Raw genomic sequence first — 25,650 nt, 5'->3', positions numbered from 1 at the left:
ACGAGCTGCGCACGCCGCTCAACAGCATCCTGGGCTATGCGCAGCTGATGGGGCAGGACCCGTCGGTGCCGCCGCACCGCCAGCAGGCCGTGGCCGTCATCAAGCGCGGCGGCGAGCACCTGCTGTCGCTCATCGAAGGCACGCTGGACCTGGCCCACATCGAGGCCGGCAAGCTCACCCTGCAGGCCCGGCCCATGGCCTTCGGCGACATGCTGCAGTCGCTGGCCGACATGTTCGAGCTGCAGGCCGCGGACAAGGGCCTGCGCTTCGTCTTCGAGCCGGCCACCCCGCTGCCCGCCGTGGTGCGCGCGGACGAGAAGCGCGTGCGCCAGATCCTCATCAACCTGCTGGGCAACGCCATCAAGTTCACCGCGCGCGGCCAGGTGACGCTGCGCGCGGCCTATGCCCGCGAGTTCGCCACGCTGGAGGTGCAGGACACCGGCCCCGGCCTGACGGCGGACGAGCTGGCCCGCATCTTCGAGCCCTTTGCGCGTGGCGACTCCCGCGGCAGCGCGCCGGGGGCGGGCCTCGGCCTGACCATGGCGAAGATGCTCACCGACCTGATGGGCGGCGAGATGAAGGTCAGCAGCACGCCGGGGGAGGGCGCGCTGTTCCGCGTGCGGCTGTTCCTGCCGCGGGTGCATGAGGCGGCTGCTGGCGTGCTCGGCCTGGGCGCTGCGGCAGCGGGCGGGTCGGCAGGCCGCGCGCACGCGGGCGACGGCGACGCGCCGCGCCGCGGCTACGAAGGCTCGCGCCGCCAGTTGCTGGTGATCGACAACGAGGAGGCCGACCGCGACCTGCTGGTGCACCTGCTGCAGCCCCTGGGCTTCGACCTGCGTACCGCCGCCAGCGGCCACGACGCGCTGGACCTTCTGGCCGCCGGCTACCGGCCGCATGCGGTCTTCGTGGACCTGGCCATGCCGGGCATCGACGGGTGGGAGACGATCCGCCGCGCCCGCGCCCTGCTGGGCGCGAGCCGGGGCGCTGCCCACGAGACGGTCTTCGCCATCGTCTCGGCCAACGCCTTCGACAAGCGCCTGGAGAACGACGTCGGCATCGTGCCCGAGGACTTCTTCGTCAAGCCGGTGCGCCACAGCGAACTGCTCGACTGGATCGGCCGACGCCTCGGCCTGCGCTGGACGGCCGACCCGGCCGCCGCGCTGCCGCCTGCAACCGAGGCGCCCGCCGCATCGGTCGCGCCCGACCCCACCCGCCTGCGGGCACTGGAAGAGGCCGTCCAGCTCGGCTACCTTCGCGGCATCATGATCAAGCTCGACGACATCGACGCCGCCCAGCCCGAATGCGCCGCCTGGACGGCGCAACAGCGCACGCTGGCGCGGCAGTTCCGCTTCGACGACATGGCCCGGGCCCTGGCCGACGCGCTGGAAGCCTTCTGACCATGACCGGCATCGACAACCCCACGGATGAAGGCGGCACACCGGGGCCCACCATCTCCCCCCTGGCCGCCAGCCTGCGCCAGGCCACCGCCCGCGGCGACCTCGTGCTGGTGGTCGACGACGTGCCCGACAACTTGGCCGTGCTGCACGACGCGCTGGACGAATCGGGCTACACCGTGCTCGTGGCCACCGACGGCCCCACCGCGCTGGCCCGCGCCGCGCAGGCCCATCCGGACATCGTGCTGCTCGACGCCATGATGCCGGGCATGGACGGCTTCGAGGTGGCGCGCCGCCTCAAGGCCGACGCCGCCACGGCGGAGATTCCCATCGTCTTCATGACCGGCCTGACCGAGACCGAGCACCTGGTCGCGGCGCTGGAATCGGGCGGCGTGGACTACGTCACCAAGCCCATCAAGCCCAAGGAAGTGCTGGCCCGCATGAACGTGCACCTGCAGGGCGCCCGCCGCGCGCGCCAGCAGGCCCAGCAGGCGGGGCAAGCGCGCAACGCGCTGGACGCCTTCGGCTATGCCAGCATCACCGTGCGCATGCCCGAGGGCAAGCTGATCTGGCAGACCTCGCTGGCCCGCGAGCTGCTGATGCGCTACTGCGGCACCGAGGCGCCCGCCACGCCCGCACCCATCGTCGACTGGCTGGCGCGCCACCTGCCGCAGGCGCAACAGGCTGGCGCCGAGCCCCCGCCGCTGGAGATCGGCCAGCAGGCCGCGAGCCGCCTGCACCTGCGCGTGCACCGCCAGACCGGCGACGCCGACGGCACTGCAAGCGCGGCGGTGCCCGGCGCGGGCGACTGGCTCATCATCATCCGGGAGCTGTCTGATACGGCGGTGATCGAGGCCATGAGCCTGGCCCTGAAGCTCACCGCCCGCGAGGCCGAGGTGCTGTACTGGGTGGTCAAGGGCAAGACCAACAAGGACATCGGCGAAATCCTGGGCGCCAGCCCGGCCACCGCCAAGAAGCATCTGGAGCGGGTGTATGTGAAGCTAGGGGTGGAGACGCGCACCGCGGCGGCGGGGGTGGCGATCAAAAGGATTCGGGAGATTCAGCCGCATTTTGAGGTGTGAGGCTGGCGGAAACGGGTGGGGTTCGAGCTCCGAAAAAGCCTGTCTGCGGCAAAGTTGCGGCACAGTGAATCTCGATTGGGGCACAGGACGTGCTCACTTGTCCGTAGCGGTCGAAATTTCCTGTGCACCAGCGGACCGTGCGTGCAACCGCCGGCGCCGCAGGTGGCACGCACTTCCCGTCGTGATGGTCGTTCACAGACTGCCTGGTGCACCCGCGCGGCGATGCCACGGCTCAGCCGCGAGACCGGAATTCCGCCGCTGTTGCGGAACGGCTGCACTTGCGGTGGCGCCCATGCCTGTGCCGCCTTCGCTACCATCGTGTGCAGCAGTTGATGTTCAAGGAAAGTCGAGTCGATGGCGCAGAAAGGACGGCGCAAGGCGCCGCAGGAACAAGTCGAGCCGGCAGCGCGCCCGGTCCAGAGGGCTGTCGATGACGGGCCGGAAGGGCTCGTGCAGACCGATGCTCTGGACGAGGCCGGGGCCGAGCCCGCATTGCGCACGGCCAGCGAATCCAGCCTGTCCCGCCTGCTCGGCACCCTGGGCCTGTTCTCCACCGACGCCCCCTCGCTCACCGTCGAGGAGATCGCCACCCGCCTGGGCGTGCCCAAGAGCACGGCCTACCGCTACATCCAGGAGTTGTCGAAGGTGGGCCTGCTGGTGCGACTTGACCGCAGCATCACGCTGGGGCCGCGCATCATCGAGTTGGACCGCTGCATCCGCGAGTCCGATCCCGTGATCCGCGCCGCTGCGCCGCCCATGCGCGAGCTGGCCGAGCAGACGGGCCTGGACGTCTTCCTGTCCAAGCTCTATGGCCACTCCATCATCACGGTGCACACCGAGTTCAACGACCCGCTGCCGCACCTGCGCTACGGCCGTGGCCGGCCGGTGCCCGTGCCGCGCGGGGCCAGCGCCAAGGCGCTGGTGGCCTTTCTCCCGGCGGCGCGGCTGCGACGGCTGCATCAGGAACTGGCGAGCGAATCGCCGGACACGCCGCCCTGGGAGGCCTTCTACGACGAGGCGCAGCGCATCCGCCGCGAGGGTTACTGCCGCACCTCGGGTGAGCTCAATGCGGGTAAGACCGGCGTGTCGGCGCCCATCTTCGGGCGCGGGCGGCTGGTGGTGGCCAGCGTCACGGCGCTGGGCAGCGATGCGCGGCTGGCGCTCTTCGATGCAGGCGCCATCGCCGAGCTGGTGCAGCGCACGGCCCACATGATCAGCGTGCGGCTGTCGGCGGACGGCCACCTGTAGGCGGCCCCACAGCATCGCGCTTCTTCTTGCCGGGCAGCGGGCGCAGCGCACGACTCGGCGGGCGACGCTCAGAAGACGATGTTCGCCTTCCTGACGATGGGCGCCGCAGCGGCCAACGAGCGGCGCCAGGTCTCCAGCGCCTGAGCCGGTGTGCTCACCACCGGCTCCAGGCCCAGGGCCACCATACGGGTCTGAACCTCGGTGTCGGCGGCGATGGCCTGCAGCGCCGTCGCCAGCGTGTTCACCACCGACGCCGGCGTTCCGGCCGGCGCGAAGACTGCGAACCAGCCGGCATTGCCCATGTCGCGCACGCCCAGCTCCTCGAAGGTCGGTACTGCGGGCAGCGAACGCACGCGCTGCAAACCGGTCACGGCCAGAGGCCGGACCGACCCGGCGGTCACCATTGCCTCGACCGCCGCGACGGTCAGAAACACGGCGTCCACCTGGCCGCCCATCAGATCGGTGAGTGCCGGGGCCGAGCCCTTATAGGGCACGTGCAGCAACTCGATGCCGGCGGACTCGGCCAGCACCTCACCCATCACATGCGCGGAGGAACCCGCGCCGAAGCTGCCGTAGCTGAGCTTGTTGGCCTTGGCCCGCTGCAGGAAGGTGCGCAGGTCCTTGGCGGGACTGTCGGCTCGCACCGCGAGCACCAGCGGGGCGTTGGCCATCACGCTGACGATCGTGAAAGCCTCCTGCATGGTCTTGCCCGGAACCACGGATTGTTTGGACGCCAGCGCGGCAATCACGTGGGTGGAGTTGCTGCCGAACATCAGCGTGTGGCCGTCGGCCGGTGCCTGGGCCACGGCGCGCGCCGCGATCAGGCCGTTGGCGCCCGGCCGGTTGTCGATGACGACCGTGCCGCCCAGGGCGGCCTGCAGCTTCTGGCCGATGAGCCGGGCCACGGTGTCGGTGCCGCCGCCCGCGGCGAAGGGCACTACCAGGTTGATCGGCCGATCGGCCAGAGTGGCGGCGCGGGCCAGGCCGCTGCCCACCGCGGCGAGCGCGGCAAGAACGGCCAGCGCCTGACGGCGTTGCGCAACGAAGTCTGTGCGTGAAGAAGGCATGGGATGTCCAGGTGACAGGAAGAGGGCGCTGGTCACTCGACGCGGATCTGCCGCGCCTTGACGATGCGGGCATAGGTGGCGCGGCCTTCGGCGATGCGGGTGGCCATCTGCTCGGGCGTGCTGTAGACGGTGGTGAAGCCCAGGTTGCCGAAGGCCTTGGCCACGGGCTCCGAAGCCAGGGCCGTGCGCATGGCCTCGTTGAGGCGGGCCACGATCTCCGGCGGCGTGCCCGCCGGCGCCAGCAGGCCGAAGAAGCCCTGGATGGTCATCTCGGGCAGGCCCGCCTCGGCGGCGGTGGGAATGTCGGTGAAAGCCGGGTCGCGCCGTTCGCCGGTCATGAACAGCGGTACCAGTTGCCCAGCGCGCAGTGCGCCGATCAGCGGCGAGGTCACTTCGTCCATCAACTGGGCCTCACCACGGATCACGGCGTCCTTGGCCATCACGGCGCCCTTGTAGGGCACGTGCACCACGGGCGCGCCGGTGGCGGCCAGGAAGATCTCGCCCAGCAGGTGGTTGCTGGAGCCCATGCCCGCCGAGGCGAAGTTGAGCTGGCCCGGCTGGCGCTTGGCCAGCGCGACGAATTCCTGCACCGTGCGCACGCCGAGTGTGGGGTTGGTGACGAAGACGAAAGACTGGGTGGCGCCCAGGCTCACCGGCACCAGCGTTGCCACATGGCCCTGGTCGGGATACAGCACGGGCGCGGCCGTCAGGCTGCTGCCACTGCCCCACAGCAGGGTGTAGCCGTCGGGCCGCGCGAGCGCCGCGGCCTTGGTGCCGATGCGCCCGCCCGCACCCGTGTGGTTCTCGACCACGACCGGCTGCTTGAGCTCCACCGCCAGTGCCTGCGCCACGGCGCGGGCCGAGATGTCGGTCGAGCCGCCCGGCTCGAAGGAGACGATGAGCGTGATGGGGCGCGAGGGCCATGCGTCGGCCCCGGCAGCCGTGCCGGCGAAAAGGCTGGCGGCGGTCAGTGCGAGGAGCAGGCCGGCGCGGCGGCGGAGGGCATGAAGAAGGGGCATGGCGAATTCCGGGTGGTCGGTGCAGTCGGGGAAGGTCTCAGTCCAGCGACACGTTGGCTTCGCGGGCCACGCGGCGCCATTTGTCCAGCTCGGCCTGCAGCTTGGTGCGGAACTGCGCGCCGTCGGCCGCCGTGACCACCACGCCACGGGCGGCGAGCCGGGCCTCCATGTCGGGCGTGCGGATGACCTTGTCCAGCGCCGTGCCCAGCGTCTTGACGATGGCTGGCGGTGTGCCCGCGGGGGCGAACACGCCCATCCAGCCCTCGGCCACCAGGCCGTCGTAGCCCTGCTCCTGCAGCGTGGGCACCTCGGGCAGGCTGGGCAGGCGCTTGGGTGAGGGCGTGGCCAGGGCGCGCAGCTTGCCGGCCTTGATCTGCGGCAGCACGACGGCGGTGGTGTCGAAAGTGAAGTCCACGTCGCCGGCCAGCAGCGAGGACATCGCCTGCTGGCTGCCCTGGAAGGGCACATGCGTGGCGCGTGCGCCGGTGGCGTTCAGGAACAGCTCGCCGATCAGGTGGTTGGTCGAGCCCATGCCGAAGGACGAGTAATTGAGCTTGCCGGGCTGCGCCTTGGCCCTGGCAATCAGTTCCTGCACGTTCTGCACCGGCGAGCCCGCGGGCACGGCCAGCACGAAGGTCACGATGCCCACCTCGGTGACCGGCACGAAGTCCTTGAGCAGGTCGTAGGGCGCGGTCTTGCGCGTGACCGGGTTGATCAGCAGCTCGGCGCCGGTACCGAAGAACAGCGTCTGGCCATCGGGCTTGGCGCGGGCCACCGACTGCGCGCCGATGGTGCCGCCGGCGCCGGCGCGGTTGTCGATCACGATGGACTGGCCCAGCTCGGGCGCCAGCTTCTCGGCGATGAGCCGGGCCGCGCCATCGGTGCCGCCGCCGGGCGGAAAGGCCACCACCAGGTGCACGGGTGCGGAAGGGTAGGCGGTCGGCTGGGCGCAGGCCAGTGCCGGCGCCAGGGCTGCGAGGCCGGTGATCAGAAGACGTCGCGACAACGGCATGGTCGTTCCTTGCGGGAGTGGGAGAGGCGGTCAGTGCGTCGGCGCGTCGGCGGTTGCGGCGGCCCGTTCGCGCTCGCGCACGCCCTGCGCAGCGGCCGCTGCCTCGGCGGCACGCACGCTGGGGCGGGTGCCACAGCGCGCCAGGTAGGCTTCCAGATGGGGCCAGCCCTGCATATCGATGGCATGGGCGCGGGTCCACATCGCGATCGTGTAGCAGTGCGCGTCGGCGATGGTGAAGTGCTCGCCGGTCAGGAAGGGGCGGCCGGCCAGCTGCTCGTCCACCCACTGCAGCTTGGCCTGCACGATGCGCCGTGCAATGGCCTTGTATTCGGGCGGCGTGATCGCCTTGAACAGCGGCATGAAGCCGCCCTTGTGCAGGTCGGCGGCGATGAAGCTCATCCACTCCAGCACGCGGTAGCGCGGCAGGCCCGAGGCGGGCAGCAGCGTGTTGCCCGGGCACTGGTCGGCCAGGTACTGCATCACGATGCAGCCCTCGCTCAGGTGCTGGCCGTCGGGCATCTCCAGCGTCGGCACGGTGCCCTTGGAGTTGACGCTGAAGTAGTCGCGGCCGTCCTCCAGCCGCTTGGTCTTCATGTCCACCCATTCGAGGGTGAGGGGCAGCTGCAGTTCGCGCGCGACGATGTCGACCGCGAGCGAGCAGCCGCGGACTTCGTGGAAGAGCTTCATCGGGGTTCTCCGGAAAGGGCGGACGGGGTTCAGGCCGCGGCGCGGCGGGCGATCTCGACGCGCTCGGCGGCGCGCGCCGCCTGCACGCTGGGCCGCGCATCGATGCGCTGGACGTAGGCGTGCAGGTGCGGCCAGGCCGACAGGGGCATGGTCTGCAGTTCTGCCCACATGACGATGGCGTAGGCATGCGCGTCCGCGGCGGTGAAGCGGCCGCCGTGCAGGTACTCGCGCGTGGCGAGCACCTCGTTCAGCCAGGCCAGACGGCGCTGCACGTTCTCGGTGGCGATGCGTCGGTACTCGGGCGGCGTGTTCGCGCGGAACAGGGGCGTGAAGCTCTTGTGCAGCTCCGAGCCGAGGAAGTTCATCCACTCCAGCACCCGGTAGCGATCCATGTCGAGGGCGCGGGGCAGCAGCGCGTCGGCGCCGTGCAGGTCGCACAGGTACTGCACGATCACCGCGGCCTCGGTCAGCACCTGCCCGTCGTCCGTTTCCAGTGCGGGCACCTGTCCCTTGGGATTGATGCGGTGCAGGTCGCTGCCGTCCGCCAGCCGCTTGGCCCGCACGTCGACCCAGGCGAGGTCGAGCGAAACCCCGATCTCGCGCGCGACCACGTCCACCGCCAGCGCGCAGGTGTGGGGATGCAGATAGAGCCTCATCGCGGCGCCCCTTTGGCGGGCCGCCTGTGGTGCTGAGTGGTGCACGCATGCACCGATTCGTTGCATAGGGTCAAAGCCATGGTCTTTGGATTACTGCTATGCGATAAATATGCCATCCATGAAGAGGCCGATGCGCTGGTGAAAGTACCCGATGGCATGCGAGGCTCTGCGATGTATTGCAGATGAGTGGTGTCGGTCGCGGCATCCTCGCGGGCGATCATGACGATTGAAGTTCTATCGAATGGCGAGAATATGAGCGCTGCTACACGCTCATCGGCATGGAACAGCAATTGCATACACGTGTTCCTCATGGACGAAAACAAGCACTCAGGGAAAACGATCATCCGATTGATTCATGCTGAATTTTGTCTAAACGACAAAACGGCATATTATCGGGACATCGACGAGGTGCCTGGTGCCGCCGCCGTCCATTGCCGCCCAGGCGCGTCCCCCTGCGCCTGGTGCCGGCCCCGTCTTCAGGGGTGCCAAGGAAACGTGCAATGAAAAGGAAGTTCGTTCTGCAGGCTTGCGGTGCCATCGCACTCGCAGCCGCTTCGTGGTTGCTGCCGCTGCAGGCTTCGGCCCAGGGCAACTGGCCCTCGCGGCCCATCCGCATCGTGGTGCCGTACCCGCCGGGCACCGGCCCCGATGTCATGGCCCGCCTGGTGGCGGATGGCCTGGGCAAGGAGCTCAAGGCGTCCATCGTGGTGGAGAACAAGGCCGGGGCCAACGGCATCATCGGCACGTCGGAAGTGGTGAAGGCGCCCGCCGACGGCTACACCTACCTGCTGGTGGACCGGCTCACGCTCACCGTGAATCCGCTGCTCTACCAGCCGCCCTACGACCCGAAGAAGGACCTGGTCTCCGTCAGCAACATCGCCGACGTGAACCTGTACCTGGTCACCAGCGCCCAGCTGCCGGCCAACGACTTCAAGTCCTTCATCGCATACGCCAAGGCGCATCCGGGCAAGGTCACCTTCGGCACCGGCGGCGTGGGCAGCGTGATGCACCTGAACATGGAGCTGTTGCAGTCGGGCACCGGCGTGCAGTTCCTGCACGTGCCCTACAAGGCGCTGGCCGAGGTCATCCCGGCCATGCTGGGCGGGCAGGTCGAGGCCACCTCCGGCGGCGTCGAGGCCATGCTGCCCTACGTGCAGAAGGGCAGCTTCAAGCTGCTGGCCGTGGGCGCGCCCACGCGCCAGGCCATCGTGCCCAACGTGCCGACCATCGTGGAGGCGGGCGGCTCGGACATGCTGCTGTCCACCTCGTACTCCTTCCACGCGAAGAGCGGCGTGCCGCCCGAGATCCTGGCGCGCATGAACGAGGCGCTGGCCAAGGTGCTCTCGCAGCCCGAGCTCAAGCGCTGGGCCGCCGAGCGCGGGCTGGGCGCCGGCGCTTCCACGCCGGCCGAGCTGGACGCGCGCATCGCCGTCGACAACGACCGCATCGGCCGCCTGGTGCGCGAACGCGGCATCAAGGTGCAGTAAGCACCGCTTCCCCACACACAAGCAAAGAGGACATCGGCGATGACTGAGCAGACTGGCGCCCAGGCCCTGTGGGCGGCGCTCTCCGGCGAAGGGGTGGACACCTGCTTCGCCAACCCGGGCACGACGGAACTGGACCTGGTGCGCGCGCTGGAAGGCCAGGATTCGATCCGCTGCGTGATCGGCCTGCAGGAGAACGTCTGCACCGGCGCGGCCGACGGCTACGGGCGCATGACGGGGCGGCCGGCCGCCACGCTGCTGCACCTGGGCCCCGGCTTCGCCAACGGCATCGCCAACCTGCACAACGCACGGCGGGCGCGCACGCCCATCGTCAACCTGATCGGCGACCACACCAGCTGGCACCTGCCCTTCGATGCGCCGCTGACCTCCGACATCGAGTCGCTGGCGCGGCCGGTGTCGGGCTGGGTGCGCCGCATCGACAGCACGGCTGACGCGCCGCGGGCAGCGGTCGAGTCGGTGCGCCAGTCGCTGGCCGGCGGCGGGCAGGGCGCGACGCTGATCTTCCCCGCGGACTACCAGGCCGAAACGCTGCCGGGCACGGCTGCGCCGTCGCCGACCGACGCGCGGGCGGCCGTCTCCAGCCCGTCGGCGGTCGATCTGGCGGCCTGCGCGCAGCGCCTGCGCGCGGCCCGCCGCATCGTCATCCTGCTGGGCGGCGGCGGCGAGCAAGGCGGTCTGGGCGCGCGCGCCCAACGTGCCGCAGCGCGCCTATGCGCGGCCCTGGGGGCCACTGCCTATGCCGAGACCTTTCCGGCCCGGGCCGAGCGCGGTCAGGGCCTGCCGGCCTTCGACCGGTTGCCCTACTTCCCCGAACCGGCGCGCGCCGTGCTCGACCCGGCCGACCTGGTGCTGCTGGCCGGCGCACTGCCGCCGGTCACCTATTTCGGTTACGCGGGCCATCCCAGCCTGATGGTGGAGGCCGAGCGCCTGCTGAGCCTGGGCGCGCCCGGCCATCCGGTGGCCGAAGCGCTGGAGCAACTGGCCGAAGCGCTCGATGCGCCGGCCTTCGAAGCCCCCGTGCATCCGCTGCCCGCCGCACCTGCGGGCCCGCTCACGCCCGCCGCCATCGGTGCCGCGCTCACGCGCGCCTTGCCCGAAGGCGCCATCGTCTCGGTCGAAGGCGGCACCTGCGGTTATCCCTTCTACGCCGCCTCGGCCGCGGCAGCACCGCACACGGCGCTCACCAACACCGGCGGCGCCATCGGCCAGGGCCTGCCCGTGGCCGTGGGCGCCGCCATCGCCTGCCCCGAGCGTCAGGTGGTGGGCCTGCTGTCGGACGGCAGCACGCAATACACGATCCAGGCGCTGTGGACGATTGCGCACGAGCAGCTCGACGTGGTCGTGCTCATCGCCGCCAACCACCAGTACGCCATCCTGCGCAATGAACTGCGCCGCGGCGGTGCCACGCTGGGCAAGCGCGCCGAGGCGCTCACCGCCCTCGACTCGCCGCGAATCGATTGGGTCGGCCTGGCGCAGTCGTACGGCGTGCCGGCGACGCGTGCCACGACCGCCGAAGAACTCGCGGCCCAGCTGCAGGACGCCTTCGGGCGCCGCGGCCCGGCCCTCATCGAAATGGCCCTCTGACGTCCTGCGACGGGCCGCAACGCATCCAAGGAGCAATCGAACATGGACCTCAGACTCAAGGGCAAGGTGGCCGTCGTGACCGGCGGCAGCCTGGGCATCGGCCGCGCGGTGGCCGAGGCCTTCGCGGCCGAAGGCGTGCGCGTGGCCATCGTGGCCCGCAGCCAGGGCGCGCTGGAACAGGCCGCGCGCGAGATCACCGAAAAGACCGGCACCGAAGTGCTGGCCGCCCCCGCCGACGTGAGCGACACGGCCCAGGTGCAGGCGGCCGTCGACAAGGTGGCGGCGCACTTCGGCCGCATCGACATCCTCGTCAACGGCGCGGCCCATCCGGGCGGCCTGGTGCGCAGCGAGATCGAGAACGCCGACCCCGAAGGCCTGCTGCAGGACATCGACATCAAGGTGGTGGGCTACATGCGCTTCGCCAAGGCCTGTGCGGCGCACATGCGCAAGGGCGGCTGGGGCCGCATCGTCAACATCGGCGGGCTCACCGGGCGCGGCAGCAAGCAGCTGTCGGGCATGCGCAATGTGGCCGTGGCCCACATGACCAAGACGCTGTCGGACCAGCTCGGCCCCTCGGGCATCACCGTCAACGTGATCCATCCGGGCGTGGTGGAGACGCCGCACATCCACGAGCTCTACGCCAAGGAGGCGAAGCTGCAGGGCCTGACGCCCGCGCAGGTGGAGGCCAACTATGCCAAGGCCACGCCGATCCGCCGCGTGCTGCAGGTGGACGAGATCGCCGACGTGGTGCTCTTTCTTTCGTCCGACCGCGCGGCGGCCATCACCGGCGAATCGATCGCGGTGGACGGCGGCATCACCCGCGGCATCTTTCTCTGAGCCATCCAGCCATCCAAAGGAGCGAGCGACATGAACGGAACCATTCTGGTGGGCACGGCAGGGCAGGGCATCCTGCGCAGCGTGGACGACGGCGCCACCTGGCACCGCCTGGGCCTGAAGGAAGCCATCGAGTTTGACGGCACGGTGCGGGCGCTGGCCGTGGACCCGGCCGACCCCAGCCGCGTGCTGGCCGGCGCGGACGTGGGCATCTGCCTGTCCACGGACGGCGGCGCGCACTTCCAGCGCATGGCCTCGCCCGCCGACGGGCAGACCGTCTGGGCCCTGGCCTTCAGCCCGACGGACCCGAAGCTGGTGCTGGCCGGCACCGGTGCGCCCTCCCGGGCCCGCATGTACCTCTCGCGTGATGGCGGCCTCAGCTGGGAGCTGCTGAACGTGGAACTGCCCGAGTTCTGCGCCGGGGTGCACCGGCCGCGCATCCTCACCATCGCCTTCCATCCCCAGCGCGCGGGAGAAGCCTGGTTCGGCGTGGAGGAGGGCGGCGCCTGGCGCACCCGCGACGCCGGCGACAGCTGGGAGCGCATCGACACGCCCGGCCGCGGCATCAACAATGGCGACATCCATGCGATCGCGGTGCTGCCCGCGACGGCCGATGCGCCGGCCAAGCACATCGTGGTGACGGTCAATTCGGTCTGCGAGAGCACCGACGATGCCGAAAGCTTCCGCAGCCATGCGTCCAAGGACCGCTTCGACGGCCTCTACTACACCCGCACGGTGCAGCCGCTGGACGCCGACGGCCGCACGCTGCTGCTGGCCATCGGCGACGGCACGCCGGGTTCGCGCACCCGCATCTACCGCTCGGAGGACCGCGGCCAGACCTGGGCGCAGACGCTGCTGAACACGGCGCCCAACTCCACCGTCTGGGCCTTCGGCATGCATGCCAGCGACCGCGGCCTGCTCTTCGCCGGCACCAAGTACGGCCACCTGCTGCGCTCCACCAACGGCGGGCGCAGCTGGTTCAAGGAATGGCGCGATTTCAGCGAGATCACCTCGGTGGCCTGGACGCCCTTCGTGGCGCCGGTGCACGCGCATCCGCAGTCGATCAACTGACACGAGAGGGCCGACCATGAACGCCCTTGCTTCCGCAGACGTCGGTGAGCCCGTGCGCCCACGCATCCGCCGCACCCACCTGGCCCTGTTCGTGAAGGACCCCTTCGCCTCGGCCCCCTGGTACGAGGAAGTGCTGGGAATGCAGGTCACAGCCCGCGGTGCGCGCTGGGTGTTTCTCTCCTTCGGCCAGAAGCACCACGACATCGCGCTGATCCAGGTCGACGAGCCCGAGGCCGCCAGCCGCGGCACGGTGAACATGCAGCACTACGGCCTGGAGATCGAGGGCGGCCTCGACGACCTGCGCCGCCTGTACGGCATGTTGCTGCGCAAGAACGTGGAGGTGGTCAAGACCACCGACCACAAGGTGGGCTACGGCCTGTACTTCCACGACCCGGACGGCCACCGCTTCGAGTTCTTCCTCGAGCTGGTCCACGACGACGAGGAAGCCAAGCGCCTGCTGGGCGAATACAACGCCCCCAGCGACAACTTCGACTTGCAGCCGCTGTGAGCGGCGCGCATCCCTTTCCGAAAGACATCCACACCATGAGCACCCCCGACCTCAGCGCCTTCCACATCCGCAAGTGGTACCTCCAGATCGAGGACACCCTGGCCGGCGAGACGGGCGCGCCCGCCGACGGCGAGCCGCTGCGCAAGATCGTCATCGCCGCCTGCCTGCGCAACCCCTTCGCGGGCCGCTACGTGCAGGACCTGTCTGAATGGATTGAGCCCTCGCCCGAACTCGGCAAGGAGTTCGGCCGCCGCATCCGCGAGGCCGCCGGCGGCCTGGACATCCAGAGCTACGGCAAGGCCTGCCTGGTGGGCATCGACGGCGAGTACGAGCACGGCAACGCGCTGCTGACCAACCCGGCAGCCAACCCGGTGCGCGAGGGCGTGGGTGGCGGCAAGTCCTGGGTGCCGTCGACCGGCAAGCGCGGCGGCCCGGGCACCGTCATCGACATCCCCCTCGCGCACAAGGATGCGCTGTACGTGCGCTCGCACTACGACACCGTCTCGGCCATGTTCGGCGACGGCCCCAACCGCGACGAGGTGGTGCTGATCTGGGCCTTCGCCACACGTGGCCGGCTCAATGCGCGCCTGGGCGGCCTGAAGGCCTCCGAGATCAAGGGCGAGGACGGCCTGGTCTGAGCGCCGCAGCAGAGACCTCCATGCAACGCCGCGACCACCGCCTGGCCCTGAACGGCCTGGCCTTCCACCTCACCGAATGGGGCGACCCCAACGCCTGGCCGGTGCTGATGCTGCACGGCATCCGCGGCTATGCCGAAACCTTCGCGGGCGTGGCCGCCGCGCTGCAGCCGGGCTTTCGCGTGATCGCCTTCGACCAGCGTGGCCGCGGCGAGACCGACTGGGATCCGAAGCACGACTACTACACCGACGCGTACGTGGCCGATGTCGAGGCGCTGGTGGCGCAACTGGGCCTGCAGCGCTTCGACCTGCTGGGCCACTCCATGGGCGGCATCAATGCCATCGTCTATGCCGCGCGGCATCCGCAGCGGCTGGGCAGGCTGGTCATCGAGGACGCCGGTCCCGGCGCCTTCGAGACCAGCGACGGCGCCACCCGCATCCGCAAGGAGCTGGCGACCACGCCCACCGCCTTCGCCGACTGGGACGAGGCCACGGCCTTCATGCGCGCCCTGCGCCCCACCGTGACCGAAGAGGCGCGCCAGCAGCGGCTGCAGAACATGCTCAAGCCCCTGGAAGGCGGCGGCTTCACCTGGCGCTACGACCACGCCGGCATCGTCGCCACGCGGCTGAACCCGGACCCTGCGCGCAAGGTGGATCTGGCCACGCATGTGGAGCAGCTGCGCTGCGAGACGCTGGTGGTGCGCGGCGGCCGTTCCGACTATCTGCAGCCGGCCATGGTCGCGCACATGCAGGCGCTCAATCCGCGCATCGCCGCCGTCGAGATTCCCGACGCCGGCCACTACATCCACGACGACCAGCCGGCGCTCTTCGCCGAGGCCGTCACTGCCTTCCTGAAGCGGCCCGATGGCGCCGCCAGCGATCCGATCCGACCATGATCCACGAACTGCGAACCTACACCCTGGTGCCCGGCGGCGTGCGCGACTACCTGCGCATCTACAACGAGATCGGCCGCGAGCTGCAGACCCGCACCCTCGGCCACCTGGTGGCGCTCATGACGCCCGAGAGCGGCGACGTCAACCAGCTGGTCTTCCACTGGGCCTTCGACAGCCTGGACGAGCGCAGCCGCCGCCGTGCCGCGCTTATGGCCGACCCGGCTTTCGCCGAATTCCGCAAGCAGGTGCGCCACCTGCTCGTTCGGCAGGAAAGCCGGCTGCTCGCGGCTGCCTGAGTTCGCGTCCAGCGCCCCGTCCCACGACCCTGGAGTCCCTATGAGCGCTTCCGTGGAAGAAGTCCCCGTCCTCATCATCGGCGCCGGCCCGGTCGGCGCCACGCTGGCCAACCTGCTGGGCACCTACGGCGTGCGGACGCTGGTGGTCGAGCGCAGCCCCGCGGTGCTCGACTTTCCCCGCGCGGTGGGCCTGGACGACGAGGCCCTGCGCACCTTCCAGGCCACCGGGCTGGCCGCGGAGATGCTGCAGGACATGATCCAGAACGTGCCCATGCGCATGTACACGGCGCGCAAGCAGTGCTTTGCCGAGATCCTGCCCAGCACGCGTGAGTTCGGCTGGTTCCGCCGCAACCTGTTCTCGCAGCCCCTGGGCGAGAAGACGCTGCGCCGCGGGCTGACGCGCTTTCCCCAGGTGCAGTTGCGGCTGGGGCTGTCCCTGGTCGGCCTGGCGCAGGACGAGGCCGGCGTGACCGCCACTCTGCGCGACGAAGCCGGCGTTGAGCAGCAGGTGCGTGCCGCCTATGCGGTGGCCTGCGACGGCGGCCGCAGCACCGTGCGCGAGATGCTCAAGCTGCCCTACGAGGGCCGCACCCACCCGGCCAAGTGGGTGGTGATCGAATGCGACCAGGACCCGCTCGATGCGCCCTACACCGCGCTGCATTGCGAGCCGGAAAGGCCCTATGTCTGCCTGCGCCTGCCCTATGGCCTGCGGCGCTGGGAGTTCATGCTCTTTCCCGGCGAGGACGGCGAGCAGATGCTGGCGCCCGACAAAGTGCGCGAGCTGCTGGGCCGCCACGTGGCCGATCCGGCCGCGCTGAACGTGATCCGCGCCCGGGTCTACACCCACAACTCGCGGGTGGCGGCCAGTTTCGTGAGCGGCCGCGTCTGCCTGGCCGGGGACGCGGCCCACATCACGCCGCCCTGGATCGGCCAGGGCCTCAATGCCGGCATCCGCGATGCCTTCAACCTGGGCTGGAAGCTGGCCTGGATCCTCCAGGGACGGCTGCGGCCCGAGCTGCTGGCCAGCTATCACGACGAGCGCCATGCGCATGCCAAGGCCATGATCGACCTGGCCGACACCTTCGGCGCGGTGCTCTCGCAGCGCAACCCGCTGCTGGCCTGGGCGCGCGACCGCTTCTTCATGGCCATCCGCGGCATCCGCGCGGTGCGCGACTATGTCTTGCAGATGAAGTTCAAGCCCATGCCGCGCTTCGTGCAGGGCGTGGTGCGCAACAGCGGCGTCGCGGCGCGCGACGCGCTGGTGGGCCGCATGTTCATCCAGCCCAACGTGGAGCGTGCGCGGGGCGTCTGCGACAAACTGGACGACGTGGTCGGCGCGCGCTTCGCGCTGATCAGCTGGCGCTGCGATGCGCTGGCCGATGCGCCGCCCTCGCTGCGCGGGCAACTCGCACGCCTGGGCTGCGACCACTACCTGGCCGTGCGCTCCCGCAGTGCCGGCAACGAAGCCGGCTCGCCCATGCCGCTGCAGCCTTCGGGCACCCTGATCGAGGATCTGGAGAACGGCCTGCACCTGTGGTTCCAGGGCAAGGACGTGGACTGGGTGCTGATCCGGCCCGACCGCTTCGTAGCCGCCGTCGGTCGCCGCGCCGACGCAGTGGCGGAACTGGGCGCCTTCTGCGCCTCGGTGCTGCCGTCGGCGGACGCGGCGCGTCCCGGGGCGGCGGCCAACCATGCCTGCCTCGCCGCGGAAGCCCTCGCCGCCTGACCGCCTGTTCCGCTCTCCCGCCACGGGAGAGTCCGCGCGGGCCCCGTCGCGCCGTGCTGCAGACGGCTCCGCGGCACCACCCTTAGCCACTGCCCCATGTACCCCGACCTCTCTCTCTACATCGCCGGCCGCTTCATCGGCGTCGAAGGCCGCCGCACCCAGGCCGTCCACGACCCGGCCACCCTCCAGCCGCTCGGGCGGCTGCCGTGGGCCGAGCCCGAGGACGTGGACGCCGCCGTCCAGGCCGCCCATGCGGCCTTCGCGGGCTGGCGCCGCGTCTCGCCCGTCGAGCGGTCCGAGCTGCTGCGACGCGTGGCCGCGCTGGCGCGCGAGCGGGCGCAGGCGATCGGCCATGCCATGACGCTGGACAACGGCAAGCCGCTGGCCGATGCGGTGGCCGAGGTGCTCAATGCCGCCGAGCATGTGGAATGGCATGCCGAGGAAGGCCGGCGCATCTACGGCCGCGTGGTGCCGGCGCGCCAGCCGGGCGTGCGCCAACTGGTGGTGCGCGAGCCGGTCGGCGTGTGCGCCGCCTTCAGCCCCTGGAACTTCCCCTTCGGCCAGGCCATGAAGAAGGCCGCAGCGGCCATCGCGGCCGGATGTCCCATCGTGCTCAAAGGGCCCGAGGAATCGCCCAGCGCGCTGGGCGCCATGGCGCAGCTCTTCCACGACGCCGGCCTTCCGGCGGGCGTCTTCAACCTGCTGTGGGGCGTACCGGCGGACATCTCGCGCCAGCTGATCGAAGCGCCCGAGGTGCGCGTGCTCTCCTTCACCGGCTCGGTGCCGGTGGGCCGGCAACTGGCGGCGCTGGCCGGGCAGCACATGAAGCGCATGACCATGGAGCTGGGCGGCCACGCGCCGGTGCTGGTCTTCGACGACGCCGACGTGGACGCCGCCGTGGCCCTGCTGGCGCGGCTCAAGACGCGCAATGCCGGCCAGGTCTGCGTCTCGCCGAGCCGCTTCTACGTGCAGTCGGGCATCCACGACCGCTTCGCCGCCGCCCTGGCGGACGCGCTGGCCGGCGTGAAGGTGGGCCATGGGCTGGAGGGCGGCGTGCAGATGGGGCCGCTGATCCATGAACGGCGCTTCCAGGCGGTGCAGGCGCTGGTCGAGGATGCCTGCGCGGCGGGCGCCGAGCTGCTGACCGGCGGCAGCCGGATCGGTGCGCAGGGCCACTTCCACGCGCCCACCTTGCTGGCGCAGGTGCCGGCCCGCGCGCGTCTGATGCAGGAAGAGCCTTTCGGTCCCATCGCCGCCCTCGTGCGCTTCGACACCGTGGAAGAGGCGCTCGCGCAGGCCAACGCCTTGCCCTTCGGCCTGGCCAGCTACGTGTTCACCCGCTCGCTGCAGACCGCCACCCGCGTGGGAGACGGCCTGGAGGCCGGCATGGTCAACATCAACCATTCGGGCATGGCCCACCCGGAACTGCCCTTCGGCGGCATCAAGGACAGCGGCTTCGGCAGCGAGGGCGGCACCGAATCCTTCGACGCCTTCCTGAGCACCAAGCTCATCACGCAAATCTGAAGCACCCATGCTGACCCTGAACGACCCCTCCCTGCTGTGCGCGCAATGCCTGGTGGCCGGCGAATGGATCTCCGCCGAGCGGACCATCGCCGTCACCAACCCGGCCACCGGCGCGCTCATCGGTCACGTGCCGCGGCTGGACGCCGCCGACACGCGGCGCGCCATCGCGGCGGCCGATGCCGCCTGGCCGGCGTGGCGACGGCGCACGGCGCATGAGCGCTCGGCCGTCCTGGCGCGCTGGCATGCGCTCATCCTGCAGAACCAGGAGGACCTGGCCCGGATCATGACGGCCGAACAGGGCAAGCCCCTGGCCGAGGCGCGTGGCGAGATCGGCTACGCCGCCTCTTTCATCCAGTGGTTCGGCGAGGAGGCCAAGCGGGTGTACGGCGAGACCATTCCCTCGCCCGTCGCCTCGCAGCGCATCGTGGTCGTGCGCGAGCCCGTGGGCGTGTGCGCCGCCATCACGCCCTGGAACTTCCCGGCCGCGATGATCACCCGCAAGGCCGGGCCGGCGCTCGCGGCCGGCTGCACCCTGGTCGTCAAGCCCGCCAGCCAGACGCCGCTCACGGCCCTGGCGCTGGCCGTGCTGGCCGAGCGTGCAGGCGTGCCGCCGGGCGTGCTGTCAGTGCTGACCGGCTCGGCGGGTGACATCGGCACCGAACTCGCCACCAACCCGGTGGTGCGCAAGCTCAGCTTCACGGGCTCGACCGAGGTGGGCCGGGTGCTGATGCAGCAGACGGCGGCGACGGTCAAGAAGGTGTCGATGGAGCTGGGGGGCAATGCGCCCTTCATCGTCTTCGACGACGCCGACCTGGATGCCGCGGTCGAGGGGGCGCTCGTCTCCAAGTTCCGCAACGCGGGCCAGACCTGCGTGTGCGCCAACCGGCTCTACGTGCACGACGCGGTGTACGACGTCTTTGCCCGCAAGCTGGCCGATGCCCTGGCCGCGCTCAAGGTCGGCCCGGGCGATGCCGAGGGCGTGCGCATCGGCCCGCTGATCGACGAGGCGGCCGTGGCCAAGGTCGAGGAGCACCTGAACGATGCCGTGGCGCACGGTGGCCAGGTGCTGGCCGGCGGCCGGCGTCATGCGCTGGGCGGTACCTTCTTCGAGCCCACGGTGCTCACCGGCGTGACCCAGGCCATGAAGGTGGCGCGCGAGGAGACCTTCGGGCCCATCGCGCCGCTGTTCCGCTTCCGCGACGAGGCCGAGGTCGTGCGCCTGGCCAACGACACCGAGTTCGGCCTGGCGAGCTACTTCTACGCCCGCGACCTGGGCCGCGTCTGGCGGGTGGCGGAGCAGCTCGAATACGGCATGGTCGGCGTCAATACCGGCCTCATCAGCAACGAGGTGGCGCCTTTCGGCGGCGTCAAGCAGTCCGGGCTGGGGCGCGAGGGCTCGCGGCACGGCATCGAGGACTACCTCGTCATCAAGTACATCAACATGGCGGGCATCTGACGAGACGCTGCGACACGCCTCGTCCAACCCGACCTCTTTTTTCTTTCCCAACAGGAGTTTTCGAATGACCAATCCCCGCCAACGCGCCCATCCCATCGACCCGCTGTTCACAGAGCGCTGGTCGCCCCGTGCCTTCACCGAGGAGGCCATCGCCACGGCCGAACTGATGAGCCTGCTCGAAGCCGCGCGTTGGGCACCCTCGGCCTACAACGTGCAACCCTGGCGCTTCATCTACGCGCATCGCGACACGGCCGCCTGGCAGCCCATCTTCGACAGCCTGGTCGAGTTCAACCAGATGTGGACGAAGCGCGCCGCCGCGCTGGTGGTGATCGCCTCGGCCCGCGAGGCGGTGTTCCCCGGCGCCGCCGCGCCGGCGCCCAATGCCTCGCATGCCTTCGACGCCGGTGCCGCCTGGGCCAGCCTGGCCTTCCAGGCGCAGCTGTCGGGCTGGTCGGCGCATGCCATGGCGGGCTTCGATGCGGCCAAGCTGCGCGCCGCCATCGGCCTGCCCGAGGCCTATGCCATCGACACCGTGGTGGCCGTAGGCCGCAAGGGCGACCCGGCCGTGCTGCCTGAAGGCATCCGTGCTCGCGAACTGCCCAGCGACCGCCGGCCGCTGTCGCAGACGGCCTTCGAAGGCACCATGCGCTAGAGCCGTCTCGCCCAGGCCGAACCATCCGCCACCATGAAGGAAAGACGCACCATGTCCCAGTCCTCGTTCCTCGACCGGCGCCGCGCGATGGCGCACCTGGGCACGGCAGCGCTGTGCTGGGTACCGGTGCTGCCGGCCTGGTCGCAGGCCTACCCCGCCAAGGCGCTGACCATCGTGGTGCCGTTCGCCGCGGGCGGCAGCATCGATGTGGTCGCACGACAGGTCGCCTCGCGCCTCTCGGCGAAGCTGGGGCAGAGCGTGGTGGTCGACAACGTGGCCGGTGCCTTCGGGACCATCGGCACGCAGAAGGTCGCCCGCGCAGCGCCGGACGGCCACACGCTCCTGTTCGTCGTGTCGAGTCCGCTGAACGTGGCGCCGATCCTCAACCCGAGCGCTGTGCGTTACGACGCGTTCAAGGACTTCCTGCCCATCGCCACGGTGGGCCGCCTTCCCTTCATGGTCGTCGGGCGTAACGGCCTGCCGGCCGATTCGATGGCGTCGCTCATCCAGCTGGCGCGGGCACGACCGGGGGCGTTGAGCTTCGGCACGGACGGAACCGGATCGCTGCTGCACATCACGGGAGAACTGATCAAGCAGCGTGCCGGCGTGGACATCGTCCACGTGCCCTACAAGGCAGCGCCGCAGGTGCTCACGGACATCGGGGGTGGACAGCTCGACCTGGGCATCCTGCCCGTGGCGCTCGCGCAGCCCCTGGTGCGCGAGGGCCGTGTGCGCGCGTATGCCGTCACGTCGCCAGGCCGCCTGCCCGGGCTGCCACAGGTGCCCGCCCTGGCCGAACTGCCCGGCTTCGAGGGCGTGTCGCTTACATCGTGGATGGGGCTGCTTGCGCCTGCGGGGCTGCCTGCGCACGTGGCGGCGGTTCTCACGGATGCGATGCGTGCGGCGGCTTCCGACCCGACGCTGGTCGCGCAACTCGTGGATCGCGCCATCGAGCCGGATGTCGTCGCCGGCAGCGACTTCGCCGCACTCCTTCGGAGTGAGCGGCAGCAGATCGCCAGTGTGGTGGCACGCACGGGCCTCAAGCCGGAATAGCCCTTACGCTGCGCGCCCTGCCCGGCAATCGGGCGCCGCGGTCCGTCGTTTGTCGGCACGGCGGCGACCGGCGTCCTAATCCGACGGCCACTGCGCCTTGAAGGCGTCCCTGGGCAGCACACCCTGACGAGAGTAGGCCACAGGCCGTCCCTGCGAATTGGCCAGGACGCTGGTCAGAGGCAACCGGTCCGGCCGCGAGGCGGTGGCGAAGCTGCGGCCATCGTCGCGGCTGATGAGCAGCAATCCATCCAGGCCCACGCCGATGATCCGGTCGCCAGCGCTTGCGAGGGCCGTGATGGACGCTGTTGTGTGCGTTTCGATGCGTTGCCAGCTCTGGCCCATGTCCGCGCTGCGGTACATCGAGCCCCGCAGGCCGGCGACCAGCAGGGCTCCGCCGGGCGTCGCAGTGCCGGTCCAGAAGGAGCCGGCATAGCCGCTGGACAGGTAGCGCCAGCTCTTGCCCTGGTCGTCCGAGCGCAGCACCATGCCGCGCTCGCCCGGCGCGTAGAGCCGGCCCTGCGCGTCGGCGAAGAGGCCGTACAGATTGAGGTCGGCCCGCTTGGCACCCTCGGGCGGGCTCAGGTCCACGGCCTGCCAGTGGGCGCCGCCGTCCTGCGTCACCAGCACCAGCGACCACAGGCCCACGGCCACGCCGTTCTGTCGATCGAAGAAATGCAGGGCGAACAGGGGACGGTCGTGCTGCACGTCGCTGCGCTGCAGTTGCCAGGTCTCGCCGCCGTCTTCCGTGCGCAGCAGAACGCCCCAGTGCCCGGCCGCCCAGCCGTGCTGCGCATCGACGAAGGCGACGGCCGTCAGCGCCACGTCCACCGGCACGCTGCGCGCCTGGCGATGGCTGCGGCCGCCGTCGTCCGACAGCAGCACCACGCCGTGGTCGCCCACCGCCACGATGCGGTCGCCGGCGCGGGCGCTGGCCAGCATGGTGGCGCGGTCGGCATGCGCCACGCGCACGGCCGGGACCAGTGCCGGCGCTGCGGCCGGGGCGGACAGGGCCGGCGCGCTTGCCTGGGCCGCACAGCCGGCGGCCACGAACAGGGCGCTGGCGGCCAGCGCCCGCGCAAGGGTGCGAAGAGATGAGGTGGGCGGCGGTCGTGTCATGGCTTCATTCAGTTTTCAAGGGCTGGGCACCACCCGCGCCGTACCAAGCGGGGCAGCACTGACGATCGAATGGCCGCGGAGCACGCCAAGCCAGGGCACCCCAGGAACTGGCTCTGCCAGGCCTGCGGGTGCGCCCCCCTCCAAGCCGAAGGCGCAAGGGAGGGGGGAGCCGCGAAGCGGCATGGGGGGTGCTTCACTTCAGTGATGTTGCAGGCCCGTCGCGCGCACCGGGCGGCGGCGGGGGAAGAGCCGTTCCAGCCAGACCGCCATGGCGGGCAGGGCGGTCATCGCCATCACCATGTTCACCATGAACATGAAGGCGAGCAGCTTGCCCATGTCGGCCTGGAACTTGAGCTGCGAGAAGGACCAGGTGGCCACGCCCACGGCCAGCGTGATGGCGGTGAAGATGGTGGCGGTGCCCACCTCCAGGATGGCGTGCTCGATGGCGCGCACGATCGGCTCGCCCGCCGCCAGGTGCATCAGCAAGCGGTTGTAGATGTAGAAGGCGTAGTCCACGCCGATGCCCACCGCCAGCACCATGACCGGGAGCGTGGCGACCGTCAGGCCGATCTGCAGCTCCTTCATGAACCAGTAGCCGATGAAGGTGCCCACGGTGAGCGGCAGGCAGCAGGCGACCACGGCACGCAGGTCGCGGTACACCGCGAAGACCAGCACCACGATGGCGGCATACACGTACAGCATCATGGGCAGTTCGCTTTTCTCGACCTCGTCGTCGATGGCCGCGAGCACGCCGGCATTGCCGGCCGCCAGGCGGATCTGCACGCCTGGCATGGCATGCGCATCGCGGAAAGCCTTCACGGCCGCGATCACGCGCTGGATGGTGTCGGCCTTGTGGTCGGTGAGGAAGAGGTTCACGGCCGTCATGCTGCAGTCCTTGCGCATGGTGCCGCGCACGCGCGCGATCTCGGTGGACAGCGCCGCATAGTTGGCCGGATCGATGGGCACCACGCCCATCTTGGGATTGCCCTCGTTGTAGCCCTCGTTGTACAGGCGCAGCTGGCCGGCGTACGACGAGATCGACAGCACGCCCTCCACGGGCTGCATGGCCCACACGAAGCGGTCCTGGTAGAGCCCGACGTTCACGTTCTCGCAGCTCTCGGGCGGCGCCTCGAAGACGACCGTGAGCCAGTCCAGTCCCGTGTCGAAGTTGCGCGAGATGGCCGCTGCGTCGCGGTTGAAGCGCGCGTCCTCCCGCAGCTCGGGTGCGCCGGGCTGCAGGGTGCCGACCACGCGGTCGCGGCTCTCCCATGCGGCGGCGGCGAAGATGGCGGCGGTGGCCAGCAGCACGGCGGCCGCCGGCCGCGGCTGCGCCACGCGGGCCAGCACGCGCAGCCAGCCCGAACGGCGCTCGCGCTGCAGCAGGGCCTGATCGGCGAAGTCGCGGCTGACCGCGAAGAAGGAGGCGGCCACGGGCAGCATCACCAGGTTGGTGACGATCTTGTAGGCCACGCCCAGCGAGGCGGCGATGGCCAGCTCACGCACCATGGGAATCGGTATGAGCAGCAGCGTGACGAAGGAGACGAAGGCCGTCACCAGCGCCAGCGTGCCGGGAATCAGCAGGCCGCCGAAGCTGTCGCGGCAGGCCTCGTAGGTGCTGCGACCCTGCGAGATGCGCCGCACGATGTAGTTGATCTGCTGCACGCCATGCGACACGCCGATGGCGAAGACCAGGAAGGGCACCAGCACGGCCAGCGGATCCAGCCCGAAGCCCAGCAACCGCAGCGTGCCGAACTGCCACACCAGCGATGCCAGCGAGCAGGCGATGGGCAGCAGCGTGAAGCGCCAGGAGCGGCAGTACCAGTACACGGCCCCCGCGGTCAGTAGCAGCGCCACGGCGCAGAACTTGAGCACCGAGCGTGCCCCGTCGGCGATGTCGCCGATCTGTTTGGCGAAGCCGATGATCTGGATCTCGAAGTCCGCGTCCTCGAAGCGGTCGCGCAGCTTCTCTTCGAGCAGGTGGTTGTAGGCGACGTAGTCCAGCTTGCGGCCGTCGGCCCCGTACTCGGCCAGCTCGGCCGTGACCATGGCGCTCGTCTGGTCGCGCGAGACCAGCGTGCCGATGAAGCCGCCCTGCGCCGCCGCGCGCCGGATGCCGGCGATGGCCTCGGGCGTGAGGCGTTCGGGCGTGATGGTGGCGTCGATCAGCGGATCGGCGCGGAAGCCCTCCTCGGTGATCTCGTTGACGAAACTGTTGGGCGTCCACAGCGACTGAACGCCCAGCCGCTCGATGCCGGGCAGGTAGGTGACGGCCTGCGTCACGGCATACAGCCGCTGCAGCGCGGCGGGCGTCCAGATGGTGCCGTGGCGAGCCTTGACCACGACGTTGAGCCGGTTGGCGCCGAGCAGATCCTCGCGGTAGTCCTGGAAGGTCCGGATGTATTCGTGGCCGGACGGCATCTGCTTGTCGAAGCCCGCGTCCATGCGCAGCTGGGCGGCGAAGCCGGCCATCGCCAGCGTGAACAAAGCCAGGATGGCCAGGATGGCGCGGCGGTGCGAGAAGCAGAAGGCTTCGAGCCGCTGCACGCCGCGCTGCAGGGCGGAAGAGGGGGCGTCGGTGGTTTCGGGCACGGAAGGCTTTCGACGAGCACGCCGCCCGCCGCCACGCGGGCGG

At 70.4% G+C, this 25,650-nt stretch carries 24 protein-coding genes; 16 read left to right on the top strand and 8 right to left on the bottom strand.

Going from position 1 to position 25,650, the window contains the following annotated elements; all coding sequences use genetic code 11:
- From NS331_RS15900 to NS331_RS15890, 3 genes are all read left to right on the top strand, one after another.
- A partial coding sequence (locus tag NS331_RS15900; protein ID WP_153012886.1) for an ATP-binding response regulator occupies positions 1-1,397 on the top strand: 1,397 nt, incomplete at its 5' end.
- Positions 1,398-1,399: 2 nt separating this feature from the next.
- Positions 1,400-2,476, top strand: coding sequence for a response regulator (locus tag NS331_RS15895; RefSeq protein ID WP_058642949.1), 1,077 nt, complete (start codon positions 1,400-1,402; stop codon positions 2,474-2,476).
- Between the two features lie 450 nt (positions 2,477-2,926).
- Complete coding sequence (locus tag NS331_RS15890) at positions 2,927-3,724, top strand: IclR family transcriptional regulator (RefSeq protein WP_058642948.1); 798 nt, start codon at positions 2,927-2,929, stop codon at positions 3,722-3,724.
- A gap of 68 nt (positions 3,725-3,792) precedes the next feature.
- Here NS331_RS15890 and NS331_RS15885 read toward each other — a convergent pair whose 3' ends face one another.
- Genes NS331_RS15885 through NS331_RS26205 form a run of 6 tightly spaced genes read right to left on the bottom strand, consistent with a single transcriptional unit; the run spans position 3,793 to position 8,461 of the window.
- Positions 3,793-4,791, bottom strand: coding sequence for a Bug family tripartite tricarboxylate transporter substrate binding protein (locus NS331_RS15885; protein ID WP_058642947.1), 999 nt, complete (start codon positions 4,789-4,791; stop codon positions 3,793-3,795).
- A gap of 32 nt (positions 4,792-4,823) precedes the next feature.
- Positions 4,824-5,810 carry a Bug family tripartite tricarboxylate transporter substrate binding protein gene (locus tag NS331_RS15880; RefSeq protein ID WP_058642946.1) on the bottom strand — a complete coding sequence of 329 codons (987 nt, stop codon included), beginning with the start codon at positions 5,808-5,810 and terminating at the stop codon, positions 4,824-4,826.
- A gap of 37 nt (positions 5,811-5,847) precedes the next feature.
- Positions 5,848-6,822, bottom strand: coding sequence for a Bug family tripartite tricarboxylate transporter substrate binding protein (locus NS331_RS15875; protein WP_058642945.1), 975 nt, complete (start codon positions 6,820-6,822; stop codon positions 5,848-5,850).
- 30 nt (positions 6,823-6,852) lie between these two features.
- Positions 6,853-7,509 carry a glutathione transferase GstA gene (gene gstA, locus NS331_RS15870; RefSeq protein ID WP_058642944.1) on the bottom strand — a complete coding sequence of 219 codons (657 nt, stop codon included), beginning with the start codon at positions 7,507-7,509 and terminating at the stop codon, positions 6,853-6,855.
- Positions 7,510-7,538: 29 nt separating this feature from the next.
- Positions 7,539-8,165, bottom strand: coding sequence for a glutathione transferase GstA (gstA, locus tag NS331_RS15865; RefSeq protein WP_058642943.1), 627 nt, complete (start codon positions 8,163-8,165; stop codon positions 7,539-7,541).
- Positions 8,162-8,461 (bottom strand): hypothetical protein, encoded by a 300-nt coding sequence (locus NS331_RS26205; protein WP_153012885.1) that lies wholly within the window; start codon positions 8,459-8,461, stop codon positions 8,162-8,164. The genes gstA (NS331_RS15865) and NS331_RS26205 overlap by 4 nt, the downstream gene beginning before the upstream one ends.
- A gap of 204 nt (positions 8,462-8,665) precedes the next feature.
- Here NS331_RS26205 and NS331_RS15860 point away from each other — a divergent pair, with 204 nt between their 5' ends.
- From NS331_RS15860 to NS331_RS15800, 13 genes are all read left to right on the top strand, one after another.
- Positions 8,666-9,652 (top strand): Bug family tripartite tricarboxylate transporter substrate binding protein, encoded by a 987-nt coding sequence (locus NS331_RS15860; RefSeq protein WP_058642942.1) that lies wholly within the window; start codon positions 8,666-8,668, stop codon positions 9,650-9,652.
- 39 nt (positions 9,653-9,691) lie between these two features.
- On the top strand, positions 9,692-11,254 hold the full coding sequence (locus NS331_RS15855) for an acetolactate synthase large subunit (RefSeq protein WP_058642941.1): 1,563 nt from the start codon (positions 9,692-9,694) through the stop codon (positions 11,252-11,254).
- A 42-nt stretch (positions 11,255-11,296) separates the two neighbouring features.
- Positions 11,297-12,091, top strand: coding sequence for an SDR family NAD(P)-dependent oxidoreductase (locus NS331_RS15850; RefSeq protein WP_017757015.1), 795 nt, complete (start codon positions 11,297-11,299; stop codon positions 12,089-12,091).
- Positions 12,092-12,121: 30 nt separating this feature from the next.
- Positions 12,122-13,159 (top strand): WD40/YVTN/BNR-like repeat-containing protein, encoded by a 1,038-nt coding sequence (locus NS331_RS15845; RefSeq protein WP_058642940.1) that lies wholly within the window; start codon positions 12,122-12,124, stop codon positions 13,157-13,159.
- 16 nt (positions 13,160-13,175) lie between these two features.
- Positions 13,176-13,667, top strand: coding sequence for a VOC family protein (locus NS331_RS15840; RefSeq protein ID WP_058642939.1), 492 nt, complete (start codon positions 13,176-13,178; stop codon positions 13,665-13,667).
- A 35-nt stretch (positions 13,668-13,702) separates the two neighbouring features.
- Positions 13,703-14,305: an amino acid synthesis family protein gene (locus tag NS331_RS15835; protein ID WP_058642951.1), complete on the top strand. Its 603-nt coding sequence runs from the start codon at positions 13,703-13,705 to the stop codon at positions 14,303-14,305.
- Positions 14,306-14,325: 20 nt separating this feature from the next.
- Positions 14,326-15,198, top strand: a complete 873-nt coding sequence (locus tag NS331_RS15830) for an alpha/beta fold hydrolase (protein ID WP_058642938.1) — start codon at positions 14,326-14,328, stop codon at positions 15,196-15,198.
- Positions 15,195-15,491 carry an NIPSNAP family protein gene (locus NS331_RS15825; RefSeq protein WP_058642937.1) on the top strand — a complete coding sequence of 99 codons (297 nt, stop codon included), beginning with the start codon at positions 15,195-15,197 and terminating at the stop codon, positions 15,489-15,491. Before NS331_RS15830 ends, NS331_RS15825 begins: the two co-directional genes overlap by 4 nt.
- 40 nt (positions 15,492-15,531) lie before the next feature.
- On the top strand, positions 15,532-17,217 hold the full coding sequence (locus NS331_RS15820; RefSeq protein ID WP_058642936.1) for a bifunctional 3-(3-hydroxy-phenyl)propionate/3-hydroxycinnamic acid hydroxylase: 1,686 nt from the start codon (positions 15,532-15,534) through the stop codon (positions 17,215-17,217).
- Positions 17,218-17,313: 96 nt separating this feature from the next.
- The gene (locus tag NS331_RS15815) at positions 17,314-18,741 is read left to right on the top strand and encodes an NAD-dependent succinate-semialdehyde dehydrogenase (protein WP_058642935.1); all 1,428 of its coding nucleotides are present in this window, start codon (positions 17,314-17,316) and stop codon (positions 18,739-18,741) included.
- A 7-nt stretch (positions 18,742-18,748) separates the two neighbouring features.
- Positions 18,749-20,197, top strand: coding sequence for an NAD-dependent succinate-semialdehyde dehydrogenase (locus NS331_RS15810; protein ID WP_058642934.1), 1,449 nt, complete (start codon positions 18,749-18,751; stop codon positions 20,195-20,197).
- A 64-nt stretch (positions 20,198-20,261) separates the two neighbouring features.
- On the top strand, positions 20,262-20,849 hold the full coding sequence (locus NS331_RS15805; RefSeq protein WP_058642933.1) for a nitroreductase family protein: 588 nt from the start codon (positions 20,262-20,264) through the stop codon (positions 20,847-20,849).
- A 51-nt stretch (positions 20,850-20,900) separates the two neighbouring features.
- Entirely contained in the window at positions 20,901-21,902 is a 1,002-nt protein-coding gene (locus NS331_RS15800) for a Bug family tripartite tricarboxylate transporter substrate binding protein (RefSeq protein ID WP_058642932.1), read from the top strand.
- A gap of 75 nt (positions 21,903-21,977) precedes the next feature.
- Here the strand turns inward: NS331_RS15800 and NS331_RS15795 are convergent, their stop codons facing one another.
- Together NS331_RS15795 and NS331_RS15790 are read right to left on the bottom strand one after the other, a co-directional pair.
- Positions 21,978-23,018 (bottom strand): WD40/YVTN/BNR-like repeat-containing protein, encoded by a 1,041-nt coding sequence (locus NS331_RS15795; RefSeq protein ID WP_082702542.1) that lies wholly within the window; start codon positions 23,016-23,018, stop codon positions 21,978-21,980.
- A 198-nt stretch (positions 23,019-23,216) separates the two neighbouring features.
- Positions 23,217-25,562 (bottom strand): efflux RND transporter permease subunit, encoded by a 2,346-nt coding sequence (locus NS331_RS15790; RefSeq protein WP_440589390.1) that lies wholly within the window; start codon positions 25,560-25,562, stop codon positions 23,217-23,219.
- Between the last annotated feature and the right edge of the window lie 88 nt (positions 25,563-25,650).

The organism is Pseudacidovorax intermedius (assembly GCF_001476815.1).
Lineage (GTDB): Bacteria > Pseudomonadota > Gammaproteobacteria > Burkholderiales > Burkholderiaceae_C > Xenophilus > Xenophilus intermedius_A.
The sequence above is the reverse complement of the archived record's forward strand: the minus strand, read 5'-3'. Positions and strand labels throughout refer to the sequence as shown.

Bases quoted from the DNA above. Each gene is read 5' to 3' on its own strand.
- NS331_RS15885 (WP_058642947.1), bottom strand. From the start codon at position 4,791: ATGCCTTCTTCACGCACAGACTTCGTTGCGCAACGCCGTCAGGCGCTG.
- gstA (WP_058642943.1), bottom strand. From the start codon at position 8,165: ATGAGGCTCTATCTGCATCCCCACACCTGCGCGCTGGCGGTGGACGTG.
- NS331_RS15840 (WP_058642939.1), top strand. From the start codon at position 13,176: ATGAACGCCCTTGCTTCCGCAGACGTCGGTGAGCCCGTGCGCCCACGC.
- NS331_RS15810 (WP_058642934.1), top strand. From the start codon at position 18,749: ATGCTGACCCTGAACGACCCCTCCCTGCTGTGCGCGCAATGCCTGGTG.
- NS331_RS15855 (WP_058642941.1), top strand. From the start codon at position 9,692: ATGACTGAGCAGACTGGCGCCCAGGCCCTGTGGGCGGCGCTCTCCGGC.
- NS331_RS15860 (WP_058642942.1), top strand. From the start codon at position 8,666: ATGAAAAGGAAGTTCGTTCTGCAGGCTTGCGGTGCCATCGCACTCGCA.
- NS331_RS15845 (WP_058642940.1), top strand. From the start codon at position 12,122: ATGAACGGAACCATTCTGGTGGGCACGGCAGGGCAGGGCATCCTGCGC.
- NS331_RS15895 (WP_058642949.1), top strand. From the start codon at position 1,400: ATGACCGGCATCGACAACCCCACGGATGAAGGCGGCACACCGGGGCCC.
- NS331_RS15850 (WP_017757015.1), top strand. From the start codon at position 11,297: ATGGACCTCAGACTCAAGGGCAAGGTGGCCGTCGTGACCGGCGGCAGC.
- NS331_RS15795 (WP_082702542.1), bottom strand. From the start codon at position 23,018: ATGACACGACCGCCGCCCACCTCATCTCTTCGCACCCTTGCGCGGGCG.
- gstA (WP_058642944.1), bottom strand. From the start codon at position 7,509: ATGAAGCTCTTCCACGAAGTCCGCGGCTGCTCGCTCGCGGTCGACATC.
- NS331_RS26205 (WP_153012885.1), bottom strand. From the start codon at position 8,461: ATGCAATTGCTGTTCCATGCCGATGAGCGTGTAGCAGCGCTCATATTC.
- NS331_RS15880 (WP_058642946.1), bottom strand. From the start codon at position 5,810: ATGCCCCTTCTTCATGCCCTCCGCCGCCGCGCCGGCCTGCTCCTCGCA.
- NS331_RS15830 (WP_058642938.1), top strand. From the start codon at position 14,326: ATGCAACGCCGCGACCACCGCCTGGCCCTGAACGGCCTGGCCTTCCAC.
- NS331_RS15825 (WP_058642937.1), top strand. From the start codon at position 15,195: ATGATCCACGAACTGCGAACCTACACCCTGGTGCCCGGCGGCGTGCGC.
- NS331_RS15820 (WP_058642936.1), top strand. From the start codon at position 15,532: ATGAGCGCTTCCGTGGAAGAAGTCCCCGTCCTCATCATCGGCGCCGGC.
- NS331_RS15875 (WP_058642945.1), bottom strand. From the start codon at position 6,822: ATGCCGTTGTCGCGACGTCTTCTGATCACCGGCCTCGCAGCCCTGGCG.
- NS331_RS15815 (WP_058642935.1), top strand. From the start codon at position 17,314: ATGTACCCCGACCTCTCTCTCTACATCGCCGGCCGCTTCATCGGCGTC.
- NS331_RS15805 (WP_058642933.1), top strand. From the start codon at position 20,262: ATGACCAATCCCCGCCAACGCGCCCATCCCATCGACCCGCTGTTCACA.
- NS331_RS15800 (WP_058642932.1), top strand. From the start codon at position 20,901: ATGTCCCAGTCCTCGTTCCTCGACCGGCGCCGCGCGATGGCGCACCTG.
- NS331_RS15835 (WP_058642951.1), top strand. From the start codon at position 13,703: ATGAGCACCCCCGACCTCAGCGCCTTCCACATCCGCAAGTGGTACCTC.